This is a genomic window from Serratia sp. OLAL2, assembly GCF_002752475.1.
Taxonomy (GTDB): domain Bacteria; phylum Pseudomonadota; class Gammaproteobacteria; order Enterobacterales; family Enterobacteriaceae; genus Serratia; species Serratia bockelmannii.
Genome location: NZ_MSTL01000002.1, coordinates 308,452 through 325,316, shown reverse-complemented (window position 1 = coordinate 325,316; position 16,865 = coordinate 308,452). Strand labels below are relative to the sequence as shown.

Genomic DNA, 16,865 nt, shown 5'->3' with positions numbered 1-16,865 from the left:
ATCTTTGAGCACTCAAGAATTTGTACTGTCCTCTTCGTCGGCAGAGTGAGATGTGTATAAGAGACGTATTTGGGGGTAGGACGCGGGAGAAACCTCCCGCGTGATGCTAACTCGTCGCTTTCAGCGTTGAAGCCACAGCGTCGCGGTGCCCACGGCGGGCAACGCCAGCTTGACCTCCGTGCCCTCTCCCTGCTGCCGCCAGCCCGCCGGAAGGCGCAAGCGGGTGCTTCCCTCTCGATAGTAGGGGTTGGCTACCAGCAGCAAGGCGCGATCGCCCAGAATAAACATCCGCGCCGGCATTTGCGGGTCGCTTCCCGCCAGCGGCGTCGATTTTCCCGTCAGCAGATAAGGGGTGAAAGCGGCAATTTGCTGCGACACGGCAGCCACGCCACGCCAGGTGGCGTCAAACTCCCGTTGGTCGAAGCGGCCGGTTTTACGCTTGTAAAACAGATCGGTATAAGAATAAAACAACAGCCCCTTAGCGCCGCCGATCAGCGCCTGCCAGGCCTGGTTGCGGATTTCCGCCTCTGACGGCGGATGTGGCTTGCGGCGAGCGTCATAAGCGGCGTGATCCATGATTTGCATCACCACCCAGGCCCCGCGTGCCTGGCGGGCGGCCTGCACCGTCAGTTCGGTATAACGCGTAGTGCGCGTCAGATCGCGATCGTTCCCCACCGGGTAAGGGTCGGTCGCCAAAATGTCGCTGCTGTTAAAGTAGGCGTCTAACTCCCCGGTTTTGTTCAACACCTGGAAGGTGGGGTGATCGCCGTCAAGCCGCTTTATTTGCAGGTTTTTTTCCTCGATCTTATCGAGATATTCCGGCCCCAGTTCATCGTTGATGTACCAGGCGAGCAGGTTGGGCTGAGAGCGCAAGCGCTGCACGTACCAGGCCGTCATCGCCGCGTAGTCGCCACCGCGCACGGCCGGCGCGAAACGGCTGCCGCGGTACTGATCTTTGACGGAGTAAATGACCAGCAGCCCGCGCTTGCGTGCGTTGCGGAAAAAGGCGTAAGGATCTTTCTTTTCCCCATAATCATAGTTCAGCACCGTGTTGAATCCCGCCGAGGCGATACGCGCCAAATGTTCATCGGTAGCCACGTTGGCGTAAATGCCCAACGGGAAAAGCCGTTGACCATCGCGCAGGGTAAAGCCTTTGCTGTCGATCGCCACTTTGGCCGCAGGCTGGCCAACGCGAAAAGACAGCTCGCTGCCCTGTGCCGGCTGGGATTGCTGACCGGTGACCTGCTGACGCAGGCGGTACTCTCCCTGGGCCAGGCCGGTCGGCAGTGGGTATTCGATACGGCGCTGCCCTTCAACTTGATAACGGTCGCGGCTACGGTGAACAACCTGCCCCTCGGCATTAAGCAATTCGCTATCGACCTGCAAATGCTGCGGCTGCGCAGTGACTATCAGCGTGTCGACCTTTCCCTGCGCCGACGCGCCGAGCTGATACAATGCCGGCTTAGGCGCTCGAGTACACGCATAGGCGTCGTCAAACCAGACGGTACCGGTGCTCCCCTTACGCAGGTAAACGCCAAAAGTGATTCGCGCCGCCTGCGGCGGCACGGTATAGCTGGCGTTCACCTGCCGCCAACCGCTGTCGCCGGTCACGCCAGCCGGATAGCTGCCTTCCAGAAAGCGCCCCTGCGCATCAAAGCTTTGCAGATAAACCCCGGCGCCGCCGTCGCGGCTTTGCCCGCGTACGCCGCGGGTCTTGAGCCAGACGCCGAAATCGATCGTCTGCCCGGGTACAACCTGCAGCGCCTGGTTGAAGGTACGGTACTGCGCTGCATCTGCATTGTCATAACGCAGACTGCCACGGCCGCTGTGCGTATCGCCGTCGCCCTGTGCGCCCTGCGCGCGCCAGCCGCTGAGCCCCTGCTCAAAGCCGGGGTTGGCCAACAGATTGGGTTGGCAGCTCTGCGCCAGAGCCGAAGCGCTCCACAAGGCGCAACAGCCCAGAGCCACCCTCTGATACATCCCCCTCATGGTCACTTCCTTTTCACCACGGCATTGAACAGATAGGTGGCGAACAGATAGCAGGATTTCTGGTAAGACAGCCCCAAATGCTGACGGTAAATCCGCCATTGCCAATCCGCGGCGCGGATTTTGTTGCCCGACAGCGAATGGGTAGACAATCGGTAACAGGCCAGCGGTTCGGGAATGCAGTAGGCCAGGCCGTTACGCGCCTTCTGCAGCACCGCCAGCCACATCAAATAGTCCTCATGGCCCACTTTTTGCTGATACACCTTACCGATGCGCTTCTGGTTGTAGATGCCGGTGAGATTGCCAATCCAGTTGCTTTTCAACATATCCTGATAGCCAATAAGCTCATCCGCACCACGGGTGTTTTTGATCAATTTCAGGTCGTCTTCGAAGGTGTAATAATGGGAGCACACCACGTCGTAGCGGCGGGTTTGCAAAATGCTCGCCTGGCGCGACAGCTTGTTGGGCAGCCATACGTCATCACTGTCGCAGAAGGCGATATAGTCGCCTTTCGCCGCCTCAATGCCGATGTTGCGCGTTTCCGCCACGCCCTGGTTATGCTCATTACGGATATAGGTGAGGCGATCGTGGATGAACGGCCGTACCACCTCGGCAGTATCGTCGGTAGACGCATCATCGATCACATACAGGTGATAATCGGTAAATCGCTGATTCAGCACGCCTAGAATCGACTCTTTAATAGAGTTCGCAGCATTGTAGGCCGGCATTATCACGGATATCTTTTCCATTCTGTCCTCACTCGGTGAGCTGTTGCCACTGGGGATAAATACGTTCGGGAGAAAAACGACGAGACTTCTCTAACGCGGCGATAGAGAAGTGCTCGCGCAAACCCGGATCGAGCATCAGTTTGATCACCCCTTCGCTGAAGGCGGCGGCGTCGTCATCGGGCACCAGATAGCCGTTGACGCCATCGTCTATCAACTCGGCCGGGCCGGTCTTGCAGTCGTAGGCCACCAGCGGCAGGCCGAAACTCATGGCTTCGATCAGCACCATCGGCAATCCCTCATAGCGAGAGGTCATCAAATACAGGCTGGCCTGGCGATAATAGTCCGCCACGTTAGCGGTGGCCGGCAGCAGACTCACCTGCCGCTCCAGCCCGGCGTCTTCAATCTGTCGCCGCAATGCGTCGCGCTCCGGACCGTCGCCAATAATCAGCAGACGCCAATCCGGCGCCTGCGCCACCACCCCTCGCCACAGTGCGATCAGTCGATCGAAGCCTTTCTGATTGCTCAATCGCCCCACCGCCAGCGCCACCTTTTTTTGCAGCGCCGGCGTCGGCGCCTGTGCGCCGAATGGCGAAACGTTCTCGATCACCCGACATTTTCCGGCCCCCACCCAGCGAGCGATGGCGTCGCTATCTTGCCGTGTCAGGAAAATCACGCGATCGCTCAGCCGGTAAACCAGCAACTTCAGCCACTTAAATACGCGCGGATACTGGTGAAAGCTGACGTGCTCACTTAATAGCAACCGGCTGCGGGCACAGAACAAACGCAGAAAAGGCGTCATCACCACCGACAGTTTTCCCATAGAAACGGTAATGATCACGTCCGCGCGTTCACGCCGCAGCGCCAATGCCAGCCGCCATGGCCAGAACAGCGAATCGCCACCGCCGCAGCGCAACCGGACGTCACTCGCCAGCGGAAAGAAGCTCCGCTCGCCAAACAGCGAAAACACCGCCACCTCATAGCCCGGCAGACGCGCCAGCGCGTTGGCCAAACCGCTGGCGACCCGTTCAGTACCGCCCTTGCCCGCGATATTTTCGATAACGATGATTACCTTGCGTGCTTGCATATCATCTCCTGAATCCCTGGCGCACATTGCGCAGCAGCCGGCCGCCAACCGAGAACAACCCCAACCGCGCCAGACAATCGCCATACCATTTGATCACCTTGAACTTGCCGCTCAGGCTGTGCCGCACGATGCGCGACGAGTAATAATTGAACGCCTGGGCGTTTTCCGAATACAGCGAGGCCAGCAGATGCTTGCAGGCGAATCCGCTGATATGGCGATCGCTGGGGCTGAGGAAGGTATTGATAAAGCGGTCGCTGGCCTCCAGATTGAGCTTCGCCGTCATGCGCCCATAGCGCCCTACGTCGAGAAACACCCCTCCGCCGGCGTCGTGCGCCACATGCGCGCCCAAATTGGTCGCATTGACCAAAAAACCCCAGTCCTGATGCTTATTGAGGAACTCGGGAAATAAAAAGCGGCGATCGCTTTTTTTACGGATGCTGATGGTGGATGAACGAATATCGCCCATTTCCAGAAAAAGAAAATCCTCGCCGGAGGAACCGGATTTATAATGGAAGTTGAAATCACGCACCGAATCGCCGCTCACCTCCGCATAGTTGCCGAAGATAATATCAATATGGCGATCCTCATGTTTATTCATGCGACGAATAATATAGTTGGTCGTGAAGTAATCATCAGAGTCGAGGAAAAACACGATCTCCGATTGCGCTAACTTGGTACCTAAGTTGCGCGACACCGCCGCATTGCTCTTCTGTTTTTTCTCATGCAGCATCACATTGCTATTCGTCGCCGCTATCTGACGAATATACTTGATATCATCCTCGTCAGAGCAATCATCAACCAAAATCACCTGATAGTCGAAGCCTTGGCAAGCGTTGAAAATCCGCTTCAGCGTTTTCGGCAGGTAGCGTGCACTATTATAAATAGGGATAACGATCGAGAAATCCATTTCTTAACCCTCCAACTTAGAATTTATCATTTCTTTTCCACGGCAAAGCAACAATAACGACACGTTAAATACCGGGACCAAAAAATAGGTTTCCGTAAAGGTTGTCAGCAGGAAAACAACCACCACCCAGCGCATGAACCGACTCAGCCTGCGCATATTGCCCAACAGGTGAAAATAACAAAAAAGCATGACGACAGAAGCGATGCCACCGGCCGAATAAAACATGGCGATGAAGAAGAAATCGACGGGCTTATAAGGCTCTATATTCATGCCGAACAGCGGATTGGGTAGCCCCACCGCCTGAAACATCTGCCAGGAGAACCAGATTCGCCCGGTCAACGCCTGGTTCAAGAGGACGTCCAAGGCCGGATTACTCCCCCAGCGTATAACGCTGGCGAATTGAAAGCCTACAATGGCCAACGTCAGCGCGATGCAGACTTTTCTGTTCGGCGCGACACGCAGCAGCGGCGCCAGCCAAAACAGCAACAACATCAACAGCGCCAACATAAAACAGGTGCGAGAATAGGAATACATCAGCACCGGGAGAATTAACGCCGATACCGCCAGCGAAGCGATATTTTTCACTCCTCGCGTTAATTTCGCATGGTCGATCAGGCACAGCAGTGTGGCGAACAAGGCAAAAGAATAATACGCCAGGGTATTCGGATTATCGAACCCCAGCGTTAATCGATTGCCGTAACGCTCATCAAGGTAAACAAACCCATCGGTGTAAAAGATATAGGGAATAACCACCAGTAACCCTGCCACCACAAAGGTGATGGCAAACATTTCAGCGCCACGCCCCATGTCTATGCGGCGAAATAAAATGATCACCGCCGTGCTGAATACCGCACCAAACAGATAATCACCATGACCGGTGGCAATATTAACAAGAAACAGCAGAACCAAAAAACCCGCAACCGCCTTTTCCGCCAGCGTAGCGATAAAAAATGCATAGCCAACATAGAGCAACATCAAGCCATTAAGCCCCATGACCGCTTTATTAATCAGCTCGCTATTGAACGATCCCGAGGTCAGGAACGTTTTCACGAAAAACATCAGCAGGAAGGTCAATACAATTGATTGATTGACTAAATCTCGCGACTGATTATAACCCGCATTGGCATGCATTTGAAAATTGGAGGCGACTCTTTGCATAAGCGTTTACTCAGTAAAATAACTGCCCCATTCCTGCTCAATGTTTTTCGGCATCAGCTTGCTTAACCCCGCGCCAGGCGTAAACGTCAACTCACCGAAATACACCTTCTCACCGACCTGGTAGAAATCCACACGGACATAAGAGAACTGCTGCGCGGTCTGGCGAGCCAAACGTATCATTTCCTCCAGCCGTGTAGGACGCGGCATCGGTTCGTCTGCATTCGGCAAGTTGATACGAATTTCGGTGCGGTTCCAGTCGATATCAAAAATATCGCGCCGATGGGTGCCGAAACGCTGGTAATCCACCTGGATGAACATACGAATTTCATGATTGTCGTTGAAACAATGAAACTTGATATCGTTCGGCACCTGTTCGCCATCCAGCAACAGGCGCTCCACCATGATGCAGGGTTCGATATCCAGATAATGCTTTTCGCGGCTCTGCTCATAAAAGTTGCTGCGCATCCACGCGTTGCTGAGATCGTACAACTCCGCGTAGCTAATCTGCTGCTTGTCGAACACCAAGCGGTTATAGCCGCTGCCGTGGTTGGCCTTCAGCACAAAGGCGTTAGGCAATTGCCTGAACATGTCGTAGCTAAGTTCAGTGCCATGCGCATACAGCTCCACCAGATACTCCTCGCCCCACAGGCCGGCGATAAATTCACGCACCTTGAACTTGTCCGACAAAGTGGTGTAGATGCTGCGCGGATAAATTTTGCGGCGCATGATCTTTTCGCTGAAGCCGGTCGGTTTTGACAGGTGCGGCAGCTTCTTGAAATAGAGCGCGTATTTAACCTGATGGTGCCAGGCATCGGGCAGGCGCTTGGAAATATTTTTAACCAGGATGTTTAACATGCTCTCTCCTTAATTTGCTGACAAGACGCGGCAGGCAGTAAAAACAGGTCAGCTGCAGTCGGGTAATTTTTCCGCCACGGAATAAACTGTTCAGCACGAAGAACGAAATGAACTCCGCCAACAGCGTAGATACCGCCGCACCGATCAGGCCGTAGCGCGGGATCAGCAGCAGATTCATCACCACGTTCGCCACCGCCACCAACGGCATCTTGATGGCGATAAAACGATAGCCGGCGAACAGCACGATGCTGCGGTACGAAACCGTCCCCATTACCGAGAACAGCGAGGTCAGCGTGCAAATAGCCAGGATATTGGCGGCCGGTTGGAAAGCGGCGCCGTACAGCAGCGCAATCGCCGGGTGGGCGAACCACCATAGGCCCAGCAACACCGGCAACGACAGGCCCAAGACCACCAGATAAAGCACCCGAATACGGTACTCCTGCTCCAACGGATCGCGACAGCTAGCAATGCCCGGCATCAACGAAGTGATCAGCGCCATCGGCACGAAAACCCAGCCTTGGCTGAGGGTGGTGGCGGCACTGAACCAGCCTACCGCCTGCTCGCCGACCAGATTGCCCAGCATGATTTGATCGATGCGGGTATAGATCACTATCGACAGGCTGGAGATGGCCAACGGCAGGCCCACCTTTAGCAAATAACGGCCATAGCGCCTGGCCTGGCGCGGCGTAACCCGCGGCGAGGCCGCCGCTTCCGCACGGAATAACCAGAGGCGCGCCAGGTAAGGTACGGCGCTGCTGAGGATGTAGGGTATCGCGAACCACACCAGCGGCAGCGCCGCGCTCACCAGCGCCAGCCGCAGCCCGATCGACAGCAGCAGCGCCAGGTTGTTGATCAGCGTATTGCGTTTCGACTGCAGGCGGGCATCGTAATAAATTTTGTACACGTCCTGAATCGAGAAATAGGCGCTGATAAGCAGCAACAGCGTCATCAGTTGGCTGGCGGGCGATTGGCTGAAATAGCTCCATATCAGCATCGGCAGCGCCACCACCAGGAACAGCCAACGACGCAGGCGTATTGACGCCAGCATCAGGCGAATGCCGCTCGGCTGTCGGCGGGCGACGCGGTTGAAAATGATGCTGTCGGCGCCCAATTGCACCAGTGGCACTACGATGGCGATCGTCGCCAACAGATAGTTGAGGGTGCCAAACTGCGCGGGCCCCAGATAGCGCGCAACGTAAATGGAGACGAAGATGCCGGACAGGCTGAGCGAAACGCGTTCAAGCATCAGCCACAGGGCATTGGTGATAATGGCCTTCACCCGCTTATTCCCCTGCCTGCGGGTGATCTTCCCGATGGCTTGGGTAGGCGAAGTTGTAATAGCTCATGTCGGTTGCCGCCTTCTTCACCATCCCGTTGAGGATCACGCCCTTGATCGCCACGCCATTCTGTTCGAAACGACGCATGCTGGTTTCGATCTGCTTGACGGTATTCACCTCAAAGCGCACCACCAGCAGTGAGGTACCCGCGTGATTGCCGACGATCGCCGCGTCCGTCACCGCCAGAATCGGCGGCGTGTCGATCAGCACCAGATCGTAGTTCTGCCCGGCCCAGCGCAGGAAGTCGGCGAAGCGGCGGTGCATCAGCAGTTCGGACGGGTTCGGCGGCACCTGACCGCGCGGCACGAAGTCCAGATTGGCGATGGCGGTTTTCCGCACCGCCTGTTCCGCCATCACGTTGCCCACCAGCATGTCGGACAGCCCCTGATGCCCATCATCCGCCAGCCAGCGGTGCAGGAAGCCTTTGCGCATATCGGCGTCGATCAACAGCACCCGCTGCCCGGCCTGCGCCACCACCACCGCCAGGTTGGTGCTGGTAAAGCTCTTGCCGCTTTCCGGGCTGGCGCCGGAGACCATCAGAATGTTGTTCTTGGCCTCCATCATGGCGAAATGCAGGCTGGTGCGCAGGCTGCGGATCGCTTCCACCGACAGGTCCGTCGGTTCGGCCACCGCCAGGATCGGCAAGCGCCGCCCCCCGGACCTTGGCAGCAGCTGACGTTGCTCGCGGTTGCGCTTCACCTGCCACGGCGACAGCGGCACGGTGGCGTAGACGTTGATGCCCCGCTTCTCCAGGGTATCGATGTCATTGATGCCGCGATGGAAGGCCGCACGCAGCAGCACTACGATGGCGCCGCCCCCGGCGCCAAGCAGCAGCGCCAACAATACGATCAGCATCTTTTGCGGCTTAATCGGCCGCAGCGCGGTTTCCGCTTCGTCGATGATGCGCACATTGCCCACCGTGCCGGCCTTGCTGATGCTCAGTTCCTGCTGCTTGTTCATCAGCTGCATGTAAACCTGCTGATCCACCTGCACGTCGCGGGTAAGACGCAGGATCTCCTGCTGCATTTTCGGCAACGTCTGCACCTGTTTACCCAGCCGTGCCTTTTCCGCCTCCAGCGTGGCGCGCTTCTCCAGCAGCGCCCGGTAAGCCGGGTGCGCGCGGGTGTAGAGTTTGGAGATTTCCGCTTCCTTGAAGGTCAGCTCGTTGAGCTGGGCCTCGAGCTGCACTTGAGTATCCAGCACCGATTTGGCTTCAAGCGACAGATCCACCGAGTCATTTTGCTGGCGGAACTGATTAAGTTGGGTTTCGGCGTTGTTCAACGAGGTTTGCGTTTGCGGCAGCTGCTCTTGCAGGAACGCCAGCATTCGCTGAGCTTCTTCCGTTTTGCGATCCACGTTCTGCTGCAGGTAGTTGTCGGTGATGTTCTTCAGCATTGCCTCGGCGCTCTGCGGATCTTCGCTCGGCAGCGTAAAGGTCATGATGCCGCTGTCCTTGCCACTCGGCACCACGTCCAGGTATTTACGCAGATCGTCCACCGCTTCTTGACGCGCGACTTTGACCACGGTAAAGCTGGCGCCCGGCGAAGCGTCCAGCGCCGAGACGGTCATGTTCCAACCGCCTTGCGCCACCGGCTGCCCGACCACGCCGCTGAACAGTTTGCTGCCGTCATAACTCAGCTCGTAATGCTGCCCATCGCGCACCGTCAGCGTCAGCGCTTCGCCCTCCATGTCCGCCGGCGTCGTCAGCGTGGCAATGCTCAGCACCGGCGGCTTTTCACCGCTCAAGCGGGCAAAGCCTTTGCCGAACACAGGGAAATAGTCCGGGCTGACGCGCACCGTCAGACCGAGGGTGTCCACCGTTTTTCCCAGCACGTAGCGCGACTTAGCCAGCGTCACCTCATCCTGTGTCGCCGAATTTTGCCCCATCATTGAACTGTCCAACGTTTCACGCAGCAGCGAATCGCCGGACAGCTGCTTCTCCACCTGCACCACCGCCGTAGCCTGGTACACCGGGGTGGCCAACAGGGCGTAGGCGACGCCCAACATGCCTGCCACGCCGGTCACGACGGCGATCCGCCAGCGGTTATCCCACAGCGGCCCAATCAGGCGTTCCCACTCCAGCTTTTCGTCTTGTTCGGCCACCATCACGGACAGCGCATTATTTTTCATCTTCTGTTCCTTATTCACCCTGCGGAGTTACCAGTTGCGCACGCGCAAGGTCGCCTCGCTGAGATCGTTAAAGCTGCTGATGGTCGGCACCAGCTGGCTGATCAAACGGTTCCAGCGCGCGACCGGCGCCGCAGTGACGTACACGACGTCGTAAGGTTGCAGCTGAAATTCAGCGCCCATCGCCAGCGCGCTGGCGTCGGAGAGATCGAACTGATACAGCGTCGCCAGTCGCTGCGGTGTTTTACCGCCGCTCGGCCGGATCACGAACACCCCGGTCGCATCCGCCACCGTCTGGCTGATCCCTTCGGAAGATCCGAGGGCCTCGGTCAGGGTCATGCCGCTGCGATCCATCTTCAGCGTCGCTTGCTTGCCCACCTCGCCCATCACGAACACTTTCAATTCGTCATTGCGCGGGATGTAGAGGATGTCGCCCGGCTGCAGCAGCGCGTTCTGGCTGATGTCGCCGCGCTGCATCAGCGCCTGCAGCGAGATAGCCCGCTCTTTGCCCTGATGGGTCAGCACCACGTTGCGCCAATCGGCGTTGTCCGTCAGGCCGCCGGCGGCGTTAATCGCATCCAGAATGGTCAACGGCACGTTGGTGATCGCCTGTTGGCCGGAGGTTTTCACTTCGCCGGTCACGTAAGCCTTCTGCGAACGGAAAGCGGCAATACTGACGTCTACCTGAGGGCTTTCCACATACTGCGCCAGACGGCCGGCGATCAGGCTGCGCACTTCGGTGACGGTCTTGCCCACTACCGCCACTCGCCCGATATAGGGATAAAAAATCGTGCCATCCGCATGCACCCAGTTGCCGGTGTCGCTGGCGCTGCGGTATTGCCCGGCCGGCGTGGTCAACTCGGGGTGATCCCAGACGGTGACGTTCAACACGTCGCCGACGCCGATGCGGTATTGATAGCTCTGCAATCGCTGATCCAGCGCCGGGTTCGGCCGGGCGACCGGTTCTACGCGCCGCATTTTCTGCAGCAGCATCGGCGACATGCGATAAACCTGTATCTGGTCATTCAAATCGAAATCGTCGTCCTGTTGCACGACGATGGCTTTTCCGCTGGTCGGTAAATGTGAACCGGGAACCACCGTACATCCACTCAACAGCGCGGAGGTGAAGGCCAATGGCATCAAAAGAGGCAAATGAAAATTCATGGAAGTACCGTGATAAACGGGCTGCTGCCGCAGCCCGTGAGGGGATTAACGGCCGACGGTCGGATTATCGCTGAACACCGTCGCCTGACGCGGTTCGCGCAACATGACGAAATAACCGCAAAAACAGAACAGAAACGCCACCAACATTTGGCTTTCCTGCAGCTGCAACACTTCACTGCAAATGCCAATGCAGGCCAACGTCACCGCCAGCATGGTGCTCATCGCCAGCGCCTGACGCGCATTGAGCCCGCGACGCATCAGAATATGGTGCAAATGATCGCGGCCCGCTTTGAAGGGGCTTTGGCGACGCAACAGGCGACGCACCATCACAGTCACCATGTCCATCAGAGGAATGGCGATCAGCCACAGCGCGGTGACCGGACGCATTACCGCCTGTGGCCCCTGCGTCGCCAGCAACACCAGCCACAGCACGCTGAAGCCGATCACCATGCTGCCGGCGTCCCCCATAAAGATCTTGTTGCGCGCGCCGAACAGGCTCAGGTTGAACAACAGATAGGCCGCCAGCGCGACGATCAGGCCCAGGCACCACAGCGCCAGATCTTCCCTGCCGCCCAATCCGAACACGATAGCCAACGCGACGAAGGTCACGCAGGACAAGGCGCCCAGTTGCCCATCGATGCCATCCACCATGTTGTAGGCGTTGATCGCTCCCCATACCGCCAGCGGCGTGAGCAGCAACGCGCCATAACCGAGCATCACTTCCTGATGCCCCCAAACATAGCCCAATGAGGAAAGCTGCATCCCTGCCGCCAGCATCATCGCCAGCGCGATCCCTCCCTGCACCATGACGCGTGGCGCCACGGGCAGATCAAAGCGGTCATCCAGCACGCCCAACACCACCAGCGCCGTAATGCACAGCAGATAGACGGTGCTGTCAGGCAGCCAGGCGGGTTGCCACAGCGTCATCAGCATCAGCGTCAGGTACACGGCGATACCGCCGACCAGCGGAATGTGTCCCAGATGTTGCTTACGCGCATTGGGCTTATCCACTAATCCCACCGTTAAGGCGGCCCGGCGGGCAATAAGGACCCACGCTACCGCCAGCACAAATATCACGCTCAGTTGATATAACATCGTTCCTCCAGCGAATAAGCACGCTACCGCCCTTGAGTTACAGCTCCCAATGCGCTATTAACAAAAACAAAATTGATCCTGCCAGGATATAAGTCAGCATGAATTAATCCTGAAAAATACAGATTTATCCGCTTGTCGGCGGAAATAAGTAAATAACGTCAGCGTGCGGTTAAGTTATCTATCAGAAAACTCATGTTTAATGGTTCTTTCGATTGCCGAATCAAGTTCAACCGGCGCCACGAAATTATTTTGCACATTACTTTTAAATTGCGTTCTGGCGCAGAATTTCTGCACTCTGACGCGACTGATTGGGAATTTTTTACGACTTATTTTACTCACGACATCCAATGCGGTCGCCCCGCATATTCCCACCACATAAGGAATGCGAATCGTCTTATTTTCTCTGCCCAGCGAGGAGGAAATAACGTCGACCAATTGATTCATCGTAAAGTCCGGTTTATCGACGTAGTTGCTGACCTGATAACTTGACTGCTGGTCCAACGCATGCTCCAGCCGCGCGGCAATATTTTCAACGTAAGCCATCGACTTCATATTATTGCCACTGCCAATCATCACGAATCGGCCGCTGGCGATCTGGCGGAACAGGTTATACACATTGCCGCGGTTGCCTTCACCGAATACCACCGTCGGGCGAATGATGGTCAATTTGTTGGCGCTATCCGCCTTGCGCCACGCTTCATAAACGTATTCCGCTTCGAGCTTGGATTTGCCGTAATGATTGAAAGGATCGAAACGCCCTCCTTCATCGGTTTCCTGCTCGACGAACCCATAAACGGCAACCGAGGAAGTGAAAATGACTTGGTGGATATTCAACGCGGAGGCGGTCATGCAGACATGCCGTGCACCTTCTACATTGACCTGATAATAGAGCGAAATGGGATCGACGTTGTCCTGATGTTCCGCCGCCAGATTAATGATGGCGTCGCAGCCCGCCAGCGGCTCTTGCAGGGTCTCGGGTTGCGTCACGTCGCCATACTGATAGAGCGCCGGAAAATGTGCGCTAGGTTGTTTATCAACGATGACCAACGTCAGATCATCGCGCACACTGAGACGTTTCGCCAGGCGTGTTCCGATAAAACCGGAACCCCCGATAATAGCTACTTTACGCTTATCCATAATTTGTCACTCAGCAGGTTCTCATTATTCCTGTCACCTCGATGGAAACAGGACGCTAATATGCGTTAGGTAATGAGTTCCAGACTGGACAAATCGAACCCGGCTTTCAAATAACAAATAATGAAATAAAATATTTCATCAAATGTAAAATTATCGCTAAAGATAAAACCTCATTTAGCACTAATTTTTAACATCGTAAGCAACTTGATATTGCAAGGTTTTATTCGGCAATATGAGATTAATCCGACCTTTACCCGGCGTAGAAGAGGTCTCATATTTTACCGGTAATTTAAGCTGCCCCTGCTTAGGGTCGACACATTCGATGGTCGCCTGCTCCATGCTCTCCCCCTGGTACAGGCAGAACAGGGTTTGTGGGCTGTTGGTATGGGGGTTATTCAACGTCAGCGTCAACACGACGCGCGTATTGTTCTGAATATCATTGATCACCGGCGGGCGAGTTTGGTTGCCGAGCACATATGAAAAATGTGAAATAACCAGCAAAGAAGCAAATGCCGTCAGGTATTTCACTACGCGACTGGCGGGCATGCTGAAAAATCGGCGCACCGTCGCCGACTTTTTATCACGAGTGGGTTCCTGGGAGGGTTCTACCGTTGCAACAGGCGCTGCAACAAGCGTCGTTTTACGCGGCTTATCTATTTTTTCATCGTGTGCCTCAGGGGACTCACTTTCACTTTCAGAAAGTTCCGCTTGAATATTAACGCCAATATCCTCACCGCCATTTAATATATCATCATCAGCGTAGTCTTCATCCTCGGATATAAAGTGAAAAGCCGCTTGATTTTCCACCTTGTAACCCAGCCGAGGAATGGTTCTGATAAGCGTATGTTCCGAGTCGCTGATTTTTTGGCGAATAGATTTAATTGTTTGATTTATCGTTGAATCTGAGCAGTAAGTTCCTTTCCAGATATTTTCTATAATTTCCGTTCGGGTTACCAGTTCTGGTGATCTGGCGACAAGCAGCGAAAGAATTTGATACTCCTTCCAACGCAGACGAAATTTCTCCCCGGCAGGAGTCAGAACATCGAGATTCCTAATCTTTATTCTTCTATCAAGATTCACTTTTAATTTCCTTAGCGTGCCTGTCCTGCACACTTTGTATAGAAATATCAAAAAATGTTCAAGAAATTAAATGTAAACTCAACAGGTTGCATTCATCGGATATTGGCCTTTATAAAAATTTTCTGATTTCATTTTTTACATTAGGCCTTATTAAGGATGTTCCGTTTATCCAAATGACTCTTTTTCCCTGCTGGCAACATGGATTTCCTTCATGACTACCGTAAAGTTCAAATGATCACCTCATTGATTTAAAAAGAAAAAAATAACAACCCTGTTCAGTTGTTAACCGAATGAAATTGTGAAATTTCATTCTTCTCCGTGAGTTCATTGTGTTTTTCCACCTAATCGGATTGTCAGATAGACTACAAAAAGCCGGAAAAAACAGAATGAGAGTTATCTGATTTAACCCTGTCACACATTCCACACGGCGCGTGCAGCATCTAAGACAAAACCCTATTGCTGATTTTATAACAATCGCACTAATTATGCCTTACCCTCCCAGAAATTTCATTTAACCTGCGGGAAAGACATTAATCTTTTAATGTAAGAATACTCTCAACAAAACGAAAAAACCGTGCAAATAATATAATACGCTTGGGAGAAGACATTCCCATATTGAGAGATATAACTATAAAAAAAGAAAAAAACGGCAAACGGAGATGAGAATTTTACCTAAAGGCAGAAAATTTCACTGAGAGAGCGAGGAGAGATGACTCGGAATGAGCGAAATATCCCTCCCCTGTCGGGAGGGATTGAGAAAATCGTTTGATACTCAGGCCTTTTTCTTGCGGCCATACACCGCCCAAGTGATGACCACACACAAGATATAGAACACCAGGAATACTTTCATTGCCCCCGCCGGGGAACCGGTCAGCGCCAGCGAAGTGCCGAATGCCTGGGGAATGAAGAAGCCGCCTGCGGCACCGATCGCCGAGATAAAACCCAATGCGGCGGCGGAGTCCGTCACCGCTTCACGCTGCGCGCTCTCGTCGCTGCCGCCGGCCGCTTTCACGCGATCGACAGTGATTTTACGGAAAATGACGGCGATCATTTGGAAAGTCGACCCGCTGCCCAGCCCCGCCGTGAGAAACAGCACCATAAAGATACCGTAGAAGGCGATGAACGAACCGCCCTCACCCGCCATCGGCAAGGTCAGGAACAACAGCGCGGCGAACACGGCCATCACTACAAAGTTGATCAACGTCACCCGCACGCCGCCGAAACGGTCAGACAGCGCGCCGCCGACTGGCCGTGCCAGCGCACCGAGGAATGGCCCAAAGAAGGCGTAATGCAGGATCACTACGTCCGGAAATTGCGTCTTCGACAGCATGGCGAAACCGGCGGAGAAACCGATGAAAGAACCAAAGGTCGCGAGGTACAGCAAACTCAGCATCCATAAATGCCCACGCTTGAGCACCGGCAGTTGCTGGCGCAGCGATGCCTTGGCCGCGGCCAGATCGTTCATGCCGAACCAGGCCGCCAGGGTGGCAACCAGCAGGAACGGTACCCAGATCCAGGCGGCGTTTTCCAGCCACAGCTGCCCCCCCTCTGCCTGATTTTGCGCCGTGCCGCCAAACAGGCCAAACAGGCTGAAAGAAATCGCCAGCGGCGCGACCAGTTGCATGACGCTGACGCCCAGATTTCCCAGACCGCCGTTGAGCCCCAACGCACCGCCCTGACGCGCTTTCGGGAAGAAGAAGCTGATATTGGCCATGCTGGAGGCAAAGTTCGCGCCGGCGAAACCGCACAGCAGGGAAATAATGACGAACACGCTGTACGGCGTGCTGCTGTCCTGCACCGCGAACCCCAGCCACAGGCACGGCACCAGCAGGAAGCAGGTGCTGATGGCGGTCCAGCGACGGCCACCAAACAGCGGGATCACGAAGGAATACGGCACGCGTAAAATAGCGCCCGAGACCGACGGCAGCGCGGTCAACAGGAACAGTTGGTCGGTGGTGAAGTTGAAACCGACCTTGTTCAGGTTGACCGCAACGGCGCTGAACAGCATCCAGACGCAGAAGGCCAGCAGCAGGCAGGGAATGGAAATCCACAGGTTGCGGGTGGCGATGCGATGGCCACGCTGCTGCCAAAAGGCGCTGTCTTCAGGACGCCAGTCCTGAATCAGCGCACCGGTTTTCTTTGATGAAGGCGTTGCAAGTTGCGACATAAAAACCTCAGACACGGGGGATCATTCCGCACACCCTAGG

Annotated in this window: 13 protein-coding genes; all 13 read right to left on the bottom strand. The window is 55.3% G+C overall.

Annotated elements, in window-relative coordinates; genetic code table 11:
* Window positions 1-120 precede the first annotated feature (120 nt).
* Window positions 121-1,989 carry a carbohydrate-binding protein CenC gene (locus BVU99_RS03565; RefSeq protein WP_227255701.1) on the bottom strand — a complete coding sequence of 623 codons (1,869 nt, stop codon included), beginning with the start codon at window positions 1,987-1,989 and terminating at the stop codon, window positions 121-123.
* 2 nt (window positions 1,990-1,991) lie between these two features.
* Window positions 1,992-2,735, bottom strand: a complete 744-nt coding sequence (locus BVU99_RS03560; protein WP_038876984.1) for a glycosyltransferase family 2 protein — start codon at window positions 2,733-2,735, stop codon at window positions 1,992-1,994.
* 7 nt (window positions 2,736-2,742) lie between these two features.
* Window positions 2,743-3,798 (bottom strand): glycosyltransferase family 4 protein, encoded by a 1,056-nt coding sequence (locus BVU99_RS03555; RefSeq protein ID WP_043138535.1) that lies wholly within the window; start codon window positions 3,796-3,798, stop codon window positions 2,743-2,745.
* Between the two features lies 1 nt (window position 3,799).
* On the bottom strand, window positions 3,800-4,705 hold the full coding sequence (locus BVU99_RS03550; RefSeq protein WP_025303206.1) for a glycosyltransferase family A protein: 906 nt from the start codon (window positions 4,703-4,705) through the stop codon (window positions 3,800-3,802).
* A gap of 3 nt (window positions 4,706-4,708) precedes the next feature.
* Complete coding sequence (locus tag BVU99_RS03545; RefSeq protein WP_043138539.1) at window positions 4,709-5,863, bottom strand: hypothetical protein; 1,155 nt, start codon at window positions 5,861-5,863, stop codon at window positions 4,709-4,711.
* A 6-nt stretch (window positions 5,864-5,869) separates the two neighbouring features.
* Window positions 5,870-6,718, bottom strand: coding sequence for an ATP-grasp fold amidoligase family protein (locus tag BVU99_RS03540; protein ID WP_025303208.1), 849 nt, complete (start codon window positions 6,716-6,718; stop codon window positions 5,870-5,872).
* On the bottom strand, window positions 6,699-7,997 hold the full coding sequence (locus BVU99_RS03535; RefSeq protein ID WP_043138544.1) for a flippase: 1,299 nt from the start codon (window positions 7,995-7,997) through the stop codon (window positions 6,699-6,701). Before BVU99_RS03535 ends, BVU99_RS03540 begins: the two co-directional genes overlap by 20 nt.
* 4 nt (window positions 7,998-8,001) lie before the next feature.
* Window positions 8,002-10,185 carry a polysaccharide biosynthesis tyrosine autokinase gene (locus tag BVU99_RS03530; protein WP_043138547.1) on the bottom strand — a complete coding sequence of 728 codons (2,184 nt, stop codon included), beginning with the start codon at window positions 10,183-10,185 and terminating at the stop codon, window positions 8,002-8,004.
* A 27-nt stretch (window positions 10,186-10,212) separates the two neighbouring features.
* Window positions 10,213-11,346, bottom strand: a complete 1,134-nt coding sequence (locus tag BVU99_RS03525) for a polysaccharide export protein (RefSeq protein WP_043138552.1) — start codon at window positions 11,344-11,346, stop codon at window positions 10,213-10,215.
* 45 nt (window positions 11,347-11,391) lie between these two features.
* A complete protein-coding gene (gene wecA, locus BVU99_RS03520; protein ID WP_025303212.1) occupies window positions 11,392-12,441 on the bottom strand; it encodes a UDP-N-acetylglucosamine--undecaprenyl-phosphate N-acetylglucosaminephosphotransferase in 1,050 nt (349 codons plus the stop codon).
* A gap of 174 nt (window positions 12,442-12,615) precedes the next feature.
* Window positions 12,616-13,578 carry an NAD-dependent epimerase/dehydratase family protein gene (locus BVU99_RS03515; protein WP_025303213.1) on the bottom strand — a complete coding sequence of 321 codons (963 nt, stop codon included), beginning with the start codon at window positions 13,576-13,578 and terminating at the stop codon, window positions 12,616-12,618.
* A gap of 180 nt (window positions 13,579-13,758) precedes the next feature.
* Window positions 13,759-14,658 carry a helix-turn-helix domain-containing protein gene (locus BVU99_RS03510; RefSeq protein ID WP_043138557.1) on the bottom strand — a complete coding sequence of 300 codons (900 nt, stop codon included), beginning with the start codon at window positions 14,656-14,658 and terminating at the stop codon, window positions 13,759-13,761.
* 772 nt (window positions 14,659-15,430) lie between these two features.
* Window positions 15,431-16,825 (bottom strand): NarK family nitrate/nitrite MFS transporter, encoded by a 1,395-nt coding sequence (locus tag BVU99_RS03505; RefSeq protein WP_025303214.1) that lies wholly within the window; start codon window positions 16,823-16,825, stop codon window positions 15,431-15,433.
* Window positions 16,826-16,865 lie beyond the last annotated feature (40 nt).